Raw genomic sequence first — 12493 nt, forward strand, 5'->3', positions numbered from 1 at the left:
CGCTGCAATCTGGCTTGCGCGGGCTGCGGCAAGATCGACTATCCCGACAAGATCCTGAACCAACGCCTGCCTTACGAAGACTGCATGCAGTCGATCGACGAATGCGGCGCGCCGGTGGTGGTGATCGCCGGCGGCGAGCCCTTGCTGCATAAGGAGATCGGCAAGATCGTGCGCGGGGCGCTGGATCGCGGCAAATTCGTCACTTTGTGCACCAACGCCTTGCTGCTCGAAAAGAAAATGGGCGAGTTCGAACCCTCGCAGGCGTTCAATTTCTCGGTCCATCTCGACGGCGACCGCGAGATGCACGACAAATCCGTCTGCCAGCAGGGCGTCTACGACCGCGCCGTTTCGGCCATCAAAGCCGCCCGTGCAAAAGGCTTTCGCGTCACCATCAATTGCACCTTGTTCAATGACGCCGACCCCGAGCGCGTCGCCAATTTCCTGGACACGCTCAAGGAGATGGGCGTGGACAGCGCGACGGTTTCGCCGGGCTATGCCTATGAGCGCGCCCCGGACCAGGAGCATTTCCTGAACCGGAACAAGACCAAGGAATTGTTCCGCGGCATTTTCCGCCGCGGGAACAAGGGCCGTAAATGGGCCTTCTTCCAGTCGTCGCTGTTCCTCGATTTCCTGGCCGGCAACCAGACCTATCATTGCACGCCCTGGGGCAATCCGCTGCGCACCGTATTCGGCTGGCAGCGCCCGTGCTATCTGCTCAACGAGGGCTACGCCAAGACCTTCAAGGAGCTGATGGAGACCACCGACTGGGACTCCTATGGCGTCGGCAATTACGAGAAATGCGCCGATTGCATGGTCCATTGCGGCTTCGAGGCGAGCGCGGTCAACCACGCTTTCAAGAATCCGCTCGCGGCGCTGAAAGTGGCTTTGTTCGGCATCGAGACCGAAGGCCCCTTCGCGCCCGACATCGCGCTCGACAAGCAGCGCCCGGCCGAATTTGGCTACAAGGCGCAGGTGGAGCAGCAGCTAAACCAGATCGTCGAAGCCGAAAAGGCCCCCAAGCAGGCGACGGCTGCCGAGTAAGGCCGTCATCCCGGCCCTGGCGTCGAAGGCGGTGCGGATCAGCCCGCCAAGCTGGCCGGGGCTGCGGGCGAGCGCGGCCAACACCGCCAGCACGTCGGCCGAGCCGTCGGGCCTGAAGCCCGCCATAGCGGCCGGCGGAATGGCGCGGCGCTGCGGATCGGCCACCGCGCGCAGCACCGCGAAGGGCAGCCCGTAAGCATTGGCGAAACGCGCGGCGCCGTGGGATTCCATATCCACCGCGAAAGCGCCGTGATCCTTGTGCAGCCGCCGTTTGTGCTCCGGGGTCAGGATCGGCTGGTCGACGCCGAGCAGCGCGCCGCCATGGGCCTGCGGCAAGACGCGCGAGAGACGGCTGGTCCAGCCGGCGTGACAGGGGTAAGCCTTGAGGCCGGCGTGAACCGCATGGGGCAGCAGCAGGTCGCCGGGCTGCAAATGCGGCGCGAGCGCTCCGGCCACGCCGAAACTGAGCACGCCATGCAGGGGCCGCCCTTCACCCCGCGCGGTGCGATGGACCCGCGCGAGGCCGGCCTCGACCTGCGCCGCCGAGCCGCCGCCGATAATGGTCAGATCAGGCCCGGCGTCGGCGATGCGCGCCTCGGATTTCATGCCGACCACAATCGCGATGCGCGGAGGGGCCGGCTCGCCGCCGCGGCCGCGCCGCGCCTTTTGCGCTGGCGCCTGATCGTAAGTCCGCGAAAAGCCCAATCCGCTCGCCCCTGCGAAACGCCCGGCCGACAAAACACACGCTCCGGGACCGGCAAGCCCCCGGAAACGCCCTGAGCCTATCCGCTTAGGCCAAGAACGCCTCGAGTCAACTCCTAATCGAGAGTCGATTGACCGAAAGGCCGCCGATCCGCGGCGTCCGCTCGAGACAAAGCAGGAATTGCGCCAGGAAGATCAAGAGGACGCCCGAGTATGAGCGGCTGGCGCGGGCATTCTGCGCCCAGCCCCCGAATATCGCCCCCAGGGCTGGGCGATGATCGCCTCGGGGATGAGTTCCCGGAGGCCTCGGCCAAAGAAAATCGCGCCCATTCGGGCGCGATCATCATCGTGCGGCAGGCGCGTGAGGCGCCGCGCGGATCAGCGCCAGCCGCAGACGCGGCGCGGCCCCCACGGGGTCGAACGCCACCAGCACACCCAGCGGCGGCCCCAACCGCCATGCGGGGGCGGACCACGCCACGCGCCGGGCGGGGGCGGAGGGGGACGATGCCAGCCGCCGGACGGAGGCGGACGATGCCAGCCGGGAGGCGGCGGCGCCCATTGCGCCTCGGCCACGCCGGCTCCGAAAGCGGAAGCGGCGATCATGACGGCGCCCAACAATTTGAAGGCGCCGCGGCGAGTCGGTTTTTCCGTCGAGCGATCTCCCGGAAAGGCGGCGTCCCATGACCGGGGCGCGCCGCGTGAGTCGCGCGAAGCTAGCACAAGCTGAGCTTCAGAAGCCCGTGCTCAAAGTCACATCGACGGCCGCCGCGGCGCGACGGCCGGAACGGATCGCGCCCTCGATGGTGGCGGGCAAGCTGGTCCGGGTCCAATCGCCGGCCAGAAAAACATTGCGCCATTGCGTCTCCACGCCCGGGCGCAGCGCGTCCTGCTGCGGCGTGGCGGCGAAAGTGGCGCGCTTTTCCTTGATGATCTGCCAGGCCGGCAGCGGCGCGGAAAAACCGGCGACCGCCTGCACCTCCGCCCAGACCGTCGCGGCCAGCTCCTCGCGCGGCGTGGCGAGAAAGCGCTCGGCGGCGCTGATCGTGACCGACAGCCGGTCCGAGAAGCCGAACAGCCATTCGCTCGCGCCGCCGATCACGCCGGTCAACAAGGGCAGGCTCTTGGGCGCCGGATAAGCGAAATGGGCGTTCACAATGGCGCGGAATTCATCCGGCGCCGTGAGGCCCGGCAGCAGCGCCGTCGCGACCGGCGCGGTGACGGCCAGCACCACGCGGTCCTCTTCGGCGAGCGTCACGATGTCCTCGCCGAAATCCAGCGCCGTCGCGCGGCCTTCGGCGAATTGAATGGCGCGCAATTTCGCGCCGAAGCGCACGTCCGCGCCACGGTTGCGCAAGAACTCCAGCGCCGGATCGACGAAGGCGGCGGACAAGCCTTCCACCGCCACCAGCGGACGGCAGGCCGCCCCGCCTTCGGCAAAAGTCTCGCGCACGATGGCGCCGGCGAGCGCGGCCGACGCCTCGGCGGGATCGGTGTTCAAGGCCGAAACGAACAAGGGATCCCAGAGATCGCGCGCGATCCCGCCCGTTCCGAGAAACGGCCGCAGAAGCTGATCGGGCTTGGCGAACAGCAGCTTGACCAGAGCCAGATAATCCAGCCCCGCCGTATTCGGGACGCGACGATCCGGAACGAGAATCCACCACGGCAATTTTCCGGCGTTCGGCCGCAGGGTCCAGCGCCGGTTGCGCGCCAGATCGCAGAAATCGAACGCCGCCTCGTCGGGCCCGGCCAGTTTGTCGGCGCCCCCGATCTTGTTGGCATAGGCCAGAGCGGCGTGATTGCCCGACAGCAACAGGTGATTGCCGTTGTCGATGGTCATGCCCAGCGCAGAGTCGAAATAAGAGCGGCAACGCCCGCCAGCCTGCGGCGCGGCCTCATAGAGCGAAACCTGCCAGCCGCCGCTCAATTCGACCGCGGCGGACAGGCCGGCGAGGCCGGCCCCGATGACGTGAACGCGCGCCATATCAGAAAAATCCGTAAAGCAGGATCGCGCCGATCAGCGCCAGTTTCGGCGTCGCGATCCTTTCGCGGGGCTTCCGGAAGCCGCGCGCGTCGAGCCGGCGCCAGATCGCGCCATAAGCCAGGCTCATGATTTTCGGCGCGCGAATGAGATCGCGCTTCTGGCGGGCCATGATGGCGTCGGCCTTGTCGAAATGTTCCTTCGCCTGCGCCAGCAAGGGCCGGCAGACGGCGTCGAGATCGTCCATGGCCGCGACCTTCGCCGGCGTCGGCTCGGCGACGCCCGCCGCCGCGAGATTTTCACGCGGTAGGTAAAGCCGGCCGATGCCGGCGTCCTCGTCGATGTCGCGCAGGATATTGGTGAGCTGCAAGGCGCGCCCGAGATGATGAGCGAGGTCGATCCCGTCCTGCTCCGGCAGGCCGAACACCCGCACCGAAAGACGGCCGACCGCGCTCGCCACGCGGTCGCAATAAAGATCGAGCGTGGCGGCGTCGGGCGCGACAATGTCGGACTCGACATCCATTTCCATGCCGTCGATCACGGCAAGAAAATCCGCCTGTTCGAAGCCAAACCGGCGCAAGGAATCGATGAGTCCGGCGGCGAGCCCGGCGTGGCCGCCGTCGTAAAGCGCGTCGATGTCGCGCCGCCAGGCGTCGAGGCCGGCCTTTTTGGTCGCCTTGTCGCCGCCCTCGTCGGCGATGTCGTCCACCGCGCGGCAGAAGGAATAGATTTCGAACATGGCGCCGCGCTTCTCGCGCGGCAGGATCGCCATGGCCCGATAGAACGAGCTTTTGCGGGCGCGGGTGCGGGCCAGCTCCGCCTCTTCCTGCAGCGTGGCGGTCATGCCGCCCTCCGCGTCAGGCGCGAAAACGCCTCGCCCGCCGCGGCGAAAGCCGCGCCGGACAAAGCTTGGCTCTTGCTCAGTTTCACGGTTTCGCTCAGCGGGTCGCGCGCGATCAGCAGATCGACGATGCTGAAGGCGTGGCGCGTCACCACCGCGATTTCCATGCCGAGCCGCAGATCGGCGATGCGATGGGGCAGGCTTTGGCCGGCTTCGAGCAGCGCGCGATTGCGGAGGGCGAGGCCGCGCAAACAGGCCCGCAAGGCCGGGCTCGCCTTGTCCGCGCCAAGCTCCTCCACCCGCGCGCCCGCCGCCTGAAGCGCATCGCGCGGGACATAGACGCGATCGATCGCGCGGAAATCCTTGCCGCAATCCTGCAGATGGTTGTTGATCTGCAAGGCGGCGCAAATGGCGTCGGAAGCGGGCCAGAGATCACTGCTCTCGCCGTGGACGTCGAGCAGGAAACGGCCGACCGGCATGGCCGAAAGCCGGCAATAATCGATCAGCTCGTCCCAGTTTTCATAGCGGCTCTTGTCGACGTCGCGGCGGAAGGCGTCGAGCAGGTCGCGGGCGTGGTCGTCGGTCAGGCCACGCTCGGCGAGTTTAGCGCGCAACCGCACACCCAAAGGTTCGGCGTCGCTTTCGCCGATCAGGCTCTGGTCGAGCTGGTCGAGCAAAGCGTGCTTCTGCTCCGGCGGCAGGCTCGGATGATCGGCCACATCGTCGCCGGCGCGCACGAAATCGTAGAAGGCGAGAATGACCGGGCGCAAAGGCGCGGCGATCAGCAGCGAGGCGACCGGGAAATTCTCGTCGCCGCCGCTCTTGCCCGAGCGCAGGCTTTCCGCCGTGACCGGCGCGGGTTTCGAAGCGCCCGATTTCGAAGCGCTGGATGCGGCGCTCATGGAGTCTCCGTCCCGATGGGCTTGCGCGCCGCGCGCGCCGAATTGATGAAATGCGCCTGCGCGCGGCCTTTCCACATGCCGCCGCGCCCGCGCTTATATTGCAGGGCTGAATCGAGCGTATAGACCATATAAGGCGCCGCGATAAGCGGCAAAGTCAGCGCGCGCCAGCGCGGCAGATCGTAAAAGCGCTGGATCGGCGCGAAGCTGACGCTCATCAGCGCATAGGCCGCCATGCCGCACAGGCCCGCGAGGCCGGGCGCGAAAAAGGCGAGCAGGACCGGCGCGAAAAAAGTCAGCGCAAGGCCGGCCGTCACAGCCGCGAGCAGCAGCGGCGAGAAGCGCAATTGCGCATAAGCCGAGCGCGACACCATCCGGCCGATATCGGCGAAATGCGGATAAGGCCGCAGCGACCGCACCCGCTGCGACAGGCCGAGCCAGATCGGCCTGTCGCTTTTCATCCGCGCGCCGAGCGCGCAATCGTCGATCAGGGCGTCAGCGATGGACTCGATCCCGCCGGCCTGTTCCAGCCGGTCGGCGCGCGCCAGCATGCAATTGCCGGCGGCGGCCGCAATGGCGCGGCGTGGATCGGACACCCAGCGGAACGGGTAGAGCATCTGGAAGAAATAAGTGAAGGCCGGGATCAGCCATTGTTCGGCGGCGCTGCGGCAGCGCCAGGTCGCCATCAGCGAGACGAGGCCATAGCCGCCCTGCTCCGCCCGCGCGATCAGATGGCGCAGATTGTCGGGGACATGGGCCACATCGGCGTCGGTCAGCAGGAGATAATCCGGCGCGAAATTTTTCCGCGCCGCCGCCACGCCCTGCGCCATCGCCCAGACCTTGCCGGTCCAGCCCTCGGGCAGCGGCGCGCCTGGGACGATGGTCAGGCTCTCGGCCCGCCCCGCAGCGGCGGCGCAGTCCCGCGCGACATCCGCCGTGCCGTCGCCACTGTGGTCGTCGACCAGGACCACGTGAAAGGCGCCGGGATAATCCTGGGCCAGCAGCGAAGCGAGGCTTGCGGCGATCACGGCGGCCTCGTCGCGCGCGGGAACCACGGCCGCGACGCTCGGCCATTGGGTGGGAAACGGCGGGTGGCTCAGGTCGTCCCGGTCGAGGCAGCGCCAGAAGCCGCCGCGCGCGAAAACCAGCACCAGCCAGATCGCCAAAACCAGCAGACCGAGTTCAAGCCAGAGAGCGTCTGCGCTCAAGCGATCATGCCCCGTTCCCGGAACCAGTCCACGGCGTCGGCCAGAGCCTGCCCATAGGGCCGCGCTTGATAGCCGAGTTCGCGCTCGGCCTTGGCGGAGGAAAAATACATGCGATATTTCGCCATGCGCAAAGCGTCGGCGGTGATGAAGGGCTCCTTGCGCGTCACCCGCGCCACCGCCTCGGCGGCGTAGGCCAGCGGGAACAAAGGCCGGCGCGGCACTTTCAGCCGTGGCGGCGCCCGCCCGACGAGGCCCGCGATTTCGGTCAGCATCTGGCCGAGCGGCGCGTCCTGGCCGCCGAGAATGTAACGCTCGCCGATCCGGCCACGATCCATGGCGGCGAGATGGCCGGCGGCGACATCGTCGACATGGACCAGATTGAGTCCGGTGTCGACATAGCCCGGCATCTTGCCATTGGCCGCCTCGACGATGATGCGTCCGGTCGGGGTCGGCTTGATGTCGCGCGGGCCGATCGGCGTGGAGGGATTGACGATCACCGCCGGCAGGCCCTGCTCCGCCACCATGCGCTCGACCAGCCGCTCGGCGATGGTCTTGCTTTTCTTGTAGGCGCCGATGGCGTGGTCGGGCGTGTTGGGCGAGGTTTCGTCCACCGGGCGGCCCGCGTCGTTCAGCTTGAGCGTCGCGACCGAGGAGCAATAGACGATGCGGCTGACCTCGGCGCGCAGGGCCTCGGTCATGATATTGCCGACGCCGACGCGATTGGCCTCGACGATCTCGCGCGGATCGGGCGCCCACATGCGGTAATCGGCGGCGACGTGATAGAGCTTTTCGACGCCGCGCAAGGCGGGCCGCAGCGAGACGGCGTCGCGCAAATCGCCGACCACGACCTCGGCGTCGAGCCCCTCGACATTGCCGCGCGGGGAATCCTTGCGCGCCAGCAGCACGACGCGCTCGCCCCGAGCGATCAGCGCGCGGGCGACCGCCGCGCCGACAAAGCCGGTGGCGCCGGTGACCAGGATCTTGCCAGATGAATTCATGCCGGTTCCCGTTTCTTTTGATCCCGTCCTAGCACGCCTCCGCGCGCGCCTGAACGGAAAATGCGCGTGGGCGCGGCGAGGGATTTTGCGCCGAACAGGCATATTTTTTTCTTTTTGAGGATGTGATTTCGGAAAAACAGATTATTTGTCCTATTTGTCGGCGATTATTAGAAATATCATTCTTTTTTTGCTCATTGAAACGTCAGCCGCGCGGATTTATTCTCCTGGAAGCTCGCGATAAGGATTTTCGCGCGACGCATTTAGGCCGCATCGCGGCGTCGAGATGCATCTTGGCCGCATCGCGGCCCTTGGACGAGGATGAAAAATGGCCGCCGTGAAGCGACCGCCCCTGCCGGTGATCCTGATCGCCAACGACCTGCTTGAAGGCGACGTGGTTTTCGCCGCCGCCGAAGGCTGGACGCGCGATCCCCGCGAGGCGCTGGTCGCGGCCGATGAAGCGGCCGCGCAGGCGCTGGAGCGTTTCGGCGCGACGGAATTCCTGCATGCGAAGGTCGTCGATCCCTATCTGGTCGACGTGACCGTGAGCGACGACGGCGCGCCGACGCCGCGCCATTACCGCGAAGTCCTGCGCACGCTCGGCCCCAGCGTGCGCCGCGACCTGGGCAAACAGGCGGATTTCGAGATCTGACGCCGAAACCGGCGAGGGTGAGACATGTATCGTTACGACGAATTCGATGAGCGCCTCGTGCGCGAACGGGTGGCGCAATTCGCCAGCCAAGTCGAGCGCCGCCTTGCGGGCGCGCTGACCGAGGAGGAATTCCGCCCGCTGCGCCTGAAAAACGGCCTCTATCTGCAATTGCACGCCTATATGCTGCGCATCGCTGTGCCCTATGGCACGCTGAACGCGCGCCAATTGCGCCAGCTCGCCCATATCGCCGATGTCTACGACCGCGGCTATGGCCATTTCACCACGCGGCAGAACCTGCAGTTCAACTGGCCGAAGCTCAAGGACGTGCCGGCCATTCTCAGCCTGCTCGCCGATGTCGAGATGCACGCCATCCAGACTTCCGGCAATTGCATCCGCAATGTCACCTCGGATCATTTCGCCGGCGTCGCCTATGACGAGATCGAGGACCCGCGTCCCGTCGCCGAATTGCTGCGGCAATGGTCGAGCCTGCATCCGGAGTTCGAATGGCTCGGCCGCAAGTTCAAGATCGCGGTGACCGGCGCCGCCCATGACCGCGCCGTGCTGAAATCGCATGACGTCGGACTCCAGCTCGTGCGCGACGCGGGCGGGGCGATCGGCTATCAGGTGCTGGTCGGCGGCGGTCTTGGCCGCACGCCGATGGAAGGCAAGGTTCTGCGCGAGTTCCTGCCGCGCGAAAAATTGCTGAGCTATCTCGAAGCGATTCTGCGTGTCTATAATCTCGAAGGCCGCCGCGACAACAAATACAAGGCGCGCATCAAGATTCTCGTCCATGAGATCGGGATCGACGCCTTCCGCGCCGAAGTGGAGCGGGAATTCGCCGAGATCGACGCGCCCGCCAATGACGTCGACGCGCGGGATTATGCGCGCATCGCGGCTTTCTTCGCGCCGCCGGCTTATGAAGACCTGCCGGCCGTCTCGCGCAAGCTGGAACAGGCGCAGGCCGCGGATGCGGAGCTGGCGCGATTCGTCGAGCAGAATCTGTTCCGCCACAAGCAGCGCGGCTATACCGCTCTGACCGTTTCGCTGAAGCCCATCGGCCAGGCGCCGGGCGACGCGACCTCGCATCAGATGCGGGTGATTGCCGATCTCGCCGAGAAATATTCCTTCGACGAGGCGCGCGTCACCCATATGCAGAATGTCGTCCTGCCGCATGTCCGGCTTGACGACGTGCCGGAGATTTTCGCCGTGCTGCGCGCAGAAGGGCTCGGCTCGCAGAATATCGGCCTGATCACCGACATTCTCGCCTGCCCCGGCCTCGATTATTGCGCTCTGGCCACCGCCCGCTCGATTCCGGTCGCGCAGGCGCTGGCGCAGCATTTCGCCGATCCGGCCAAGCAGAAGGAGATCGGCGAGTTCAGCATCAAGATCTCCGGCTGCATCAACGCCTGCGGCCATCACCATGTCGGCAATATCGGCATTCTGGGCCTGGAGAAGAAGGGCGCGGAATCCTATCAGATCACCATTGGCGGCGACGCCGGCGATCATTACGCGCTCGGCGAATTGCTCGGCCCTGGCCTGCCGGCGGAACTGGTGCCGGAAGCCATTGACCGCGTCATCGCGGTCTATCGTGCGCAGCGCGAGCCGGGCGAGAGCTTTATCGAAGCCTATCGCCGCATTGGTCTCGCGCCGTTCAAGGCCGCGTTCAAGGAGGTCGCCGATGCTGTTGCTTGATCGCCAGGGCGCCAAGGACGACGCTTTCGCTGCTATCGGTGAAAACGGCGAAAGGGCCGCCGGCAAGGCCCCCATTGTTCCGCTCGCGGCGCTCGACGCCGAACTCGCCGCCGCCAAGGGTGCGCCGGTTGGCGTGTTGGTCGAGAACAGCGTCAAGACGACGGATGTCGAGCCTTATTTCAGCAAGGTCGCGCTGATCGCCATCCGCTTCCCCAGCGCCACCGACGGCCGCGGCTTTTCGCTGGCGCGCCAGCTCCGCCAGCGCGGTTTCACCGGCCTGCTGCGCGCCTCCGGCCCGCTGTTTTCGGACCAGTTCCCGCAGGCGCTCGCCTGTGGTTTCGACGAGGTGGAAATCCCCGACGCCAATGCCGCGCGCCAGCCGGTCGAGCAATGGCTCGCCGCGCGCGATCGCATCACCCTCGCCTATCAGCGCCATAACGGCCTCGGCGACAGCATTGTCGAACGCCGCCGCGCTCGCCAGGGAGAAAAAAATGTCTAAGGATCTCCGCGCGCTCGCCGACGAATTGAACGACGCCTTCGCCAAGGCCGATTTGCCAGCGCGCCTGCGCCTGTTCCGTGACGCGCTCGACGGACAGATCGTCTTCACGACCAGTCTCGGCATCGAGGATCAGGCGCTGACGCGAGCCATCCGCACGCAGGATCTCGACGTCGCCATAGCGACGCTCGACACCGGCCGGCTGTTTCCCGAAACCTATGACCTCTGGGCGAAAACGGAAGAGCAATATGGCTTCCGCATCAAGCCTTATTATCCGCAGGCCGAAGCGATTCAGGCTCTGGTCGCGGATCAGGGGATCAACGGTTTTTATTACGGCCTCGATATGCGCAAGGCCTGCTGCAATGTCCGCAAGGTTGAGCCGCTCGGCCGCGCGCTCGCCGGCGCGCAAGGCTGGGTCGTCGGCCTGCGCGGCGACCAGTCGGACCATCGCTCGCATCTGCGCTTCGTCGAATTCGACGAGGCGCGCGGTCTGATCAAGGCCAGCCCACTGCTCGATTTCACCCGCGACGACGTGGCCGCTTATTGCGAGGCCAATGACGTCCCGGTCAACGCGCTGCATGAAAAAGGCTTTGTCTCGATCGGCTGCGCGCCCTGCACCCGCGCGATCAAGCCGGGCGAGCCGGAACGCGCCGGGCGCTGGTGGTGGGAAAGCGAAGACAAGAAGGAATGCGGCCTGCACGTCGCCGCCGACGGCAGCCTTTTGCGCGCGAAGGAACTGGCGCAATCATGATTCAACTGACTCATCTCCAGAAACTCGAAGCCGAATCGATTCACATCTTCCGCGAGGTCGCGGCGGAATGCGAAAAGCCGGTGTTCCTCTATTCGATCGGCAAGGATTCGGCGGTCCTGCTTCATCTGGCGATGAAGGCCTTTTACCCGTCCAAGCCGCCCTTCCCGCTGCTCCATGTCGACACGACCTGGAAGTTCCGCGAGATGATCGAATTCCGCGATCAGCGCGTGAAGGATCTCGGGCTGGACCTGATCGTCCACATCAATGAAGAGGGCGTGAAAGCGGGCGTCAATCCGTTCGATTCCGGCTCGCGCATTCATACGGATGTGATGAAGACGCAGGGCCTGAAACAGGCGCTCGACAAATATAAATTCGACGCGGCTTTCGGCGGCGCCCGCCGCGACGAGGAGAAATCCCGCGCCAAGGAGCGCGTGTTCTCGCTGCGCTCGGCGGAACATCGCTGGGACCCGAAGAACCAGCGCCCGGAGCCGTGGCGGCTCTACAATACCCGCAAGCGCCCCGGCGAAAGCTTCCGCGTGTTCCCGCTGTCCAACTGGACGGAAGCCGACGTGTGGGACTATATCGCGAAAGAGAACATCCCGGTGGTGCCGCTCTATTTCGCCAAGGAGCGTCCGGTCGTGCGCCGCGATGGCGCGATCATCATGCGCGACGACGACCGCATGAAATTGCGTCCCGGCGAGCAGGTGGAAAATCTCTCGGTCCGCTTTCGCACGCTTGGCTGCTATCCGCTCACCGGCGCCATCGAAAGCACGGCGGCGACCCTACCCGACATCATCGCGGAAATGCACGCCTCGAAAACCTCCGAGCGCGAAGGCCGCATCATCGACCATGACGGCTCCGCCTCGATGGAGCAGAAGAAGCAGGAAGGCTATTTCTGATGGCTTACGCTCTGGCGGAAAAAGGCCTTTCCCGCGAGGCGCCCGGCCCCGCAACCAAGGCGGCGGTTCAGGACAAGGCCCTGCTGCGCTTCATCACCTGCGGCTCGGTCGATGACGGCAAATCCACGCTGATCGGCCGCATGCTCTACGATTCCCAGATGATCGCCGAGGACCAGCTCGAAGCGCTCGACCGGGATTCGAAGAAATTCGGGACGCAGGGCGGCGCGCTCGATTTCGCTTTGCTGGTCGACGGCCTCGCCGCCGAGCGCGAACAGGGCATCACCATCGACGTCGCCTATCGCTATTTCAAGACCGACAAGCGCAGCTTCATCGTCGCCG

General features: G+C 65.9%; 13 protein-coding genes. 7 read left to right on the forward strand and 6 right to left on the reverse strand.

Annotated elements, in window-relative coordinates; translation table 11 throughout:
* The coding region (gene hpnH, locus ACE3S9_RS06675; protein WP_374545662.1) for an adenosyl-hopene transferase HpnH at positions 1-1041 on the forward strand (1041 nt) is incomplete at its 5' end.
* Here the strand turns inward: hpnH and ACE3S9_RS06680 are convergent.
* The 6 genes from ACE3S9_RS06680 to hpnA all read right to left on the reverse strand — a co-directional run bounded on the left by ACE3S9_RS06680 (position 985) and on the right by hpnA (position 7667).
* Positions 985-1746: a phosphorylase gene (locus ACE3S9_RS06680; protein WP_374545663.1), complete on the reverse strand. Its 762-nt coding sequence runs from the start codon at positions 1744-1746 to the stop codon at positions 985-987. The two genes, hpnH and ACE3S9_RS06680, sit on opposite strands and share 57 nt — an antisense overlap.
* A 727-nt stretch (positions 1747-2473) precedes the next feature.
* On the reverse strand, positions 2474-3724 hold the full coding sequence (gene hpnE / locus ACE3S9_RS06685) for a hydroxysqualene dehydroxylase HpnE (RefSeq protein WP_374545664.1): 1251 nt from the start codon (positions 3722-3724) through the stop codon (positions 2474-2476).
* A 1-nt stretch (position 3725) separates the two neighbouring features.
* Positions 3726-4565: a presqualene diphosphate synthase HpnD gene (gene hpnD / locus ACE3S9_RS06690; protein ID WP_374545665.1), complete on the reverse strand. Its 840-nt coding sequence runs from the start codon at positions 4563-4565 to the stop codon at positions 3726-3728.
* Complete coding sequence (gene hpnC / locus ACE3S9_RS06695) at positions 4562-5464, reverse strand: squalene synthase HpnC (protein ID WP_374545666.1); 903 nt, start codon at positions 5462-5464, stop codon at positions 4562-4564. The genes hpnD and hpnC overlap by 4 nt, the downstream gene beginning before the upstream one ends.
* Complete coding sequence (locus ACE3S9_RS06700) at positions 5461-6669, reverse strand: glycosyltransferase (RefSeq protein WP_374545667.1); 1209 nt, start codon at positions 6667-6669, stop codon at positions 5461-5463. The genes hpnC and ACE3S9_RS06700 overlap by 4 nt, the downstream gene beginning before the upstream one ends.
* A complete protein-coding gene (hpnA, locus tag ACE3S9_RS06705) occupies positions 6666-7667 on the reverse strand; it encodes a hopanoid-associated sugar epimerase (RefSeq protein ID WP_374545668.1) in 1002 nt (333 codons plus the stop codon). Before hpnA ends, ACE3S9_RS06700 begins: the two co-directional genes overlap by 4 nt.
* Before the next feature lie 325 nt (positions 7668-7992).
* On the opposite strand from hpnA, the gene ACE3S9_RS06710 reads away from it, so the two are divergent.
* From ACE3S9_RS06710 to ACE3S9_RS06735, 6 genes are all read left to right on the forward strand, one after another.
* Positions 7993-8316 carry a DUF2849 domain-containing protein gene (locus ACE3S9_RS06710; protein ID WP_374545669.1) on the forward strand — a complete coding sequence of 108 codons (324 nt, stop codon included), beginning with the start codon at positions 7993-7995 and terminating at the stop codon, positions 8314-8316.
* A 24-nt stretch (positions 8317-8340) separates the two neighbouring features.
* Positions 8341-10008, forward strand: coding sequence for a nitrite/sulfite reductase (locus ACE3S9_RS06715; protein ID WP_374545670.1), 1668 nt, complete (start codon positions 8341-8343; stop codon positions 10006-10008).
* Complete coding sequence (locus tag ACE3S9_RS06720) at positions 9995-10507, forward strand: DUF934 domain-containing protein (RefSeq protein ID WP_374545671.1); 513 nt, start codon at positions 9995-9997, stop codon at positions 10505-10507. The genes ACE3S9_RS06715 and ACE3S9_RS06720 overlap by 14 nt, the downstream gene beginning before the upstream one ends.
* On the forward strand, positions 10500-11255 hold the full coding sequence (locus ACE3S9_RS06725; RefSeq protein WP_374545672.1) for a phosphoadenylyl-sulfate reductase: 756 nt from the start codon (positions 10500-10502) through the stop codon (positions 11253-11255). Before ACE3S9_RS06720 ends, ACE3S9_RS06725 begins: the two co-directional genes overlap by 8 nt.
* Positions 11249-12154, forward strand: a complete 906-nt coding sequence (gene cysD, locus ACE3S9_RS06730) for a sulfate adenylyltransferase subunit CysD (protein WP_374545674.1) — start codon at positions 11249-11251, stop codon at positions 12152-12154. The genes ACE3S9_RS06725 and cysD overlap by 7 nt, the downstream gene beginning before the upstream one ends.
* The coding region (locus ACE3S9_RS06735) for a GTP-binding protein (protein ID WP_374545673.1) at positions 12154-12493 on the forward strand (340 nt) is incomplete at its 3' end. The genes cysD and ACE3S9_RS06735, both read left to right, overlap by 1 nt.

It is taken from the genome of Rhodoblastus sp., assembly GCF_041915505.1.
GTDB lineage: Bacteria > Pseudomonadota > Alphaproteobacteria > Rhizobiales > Beijerinckiaceae > Rhodoblastus.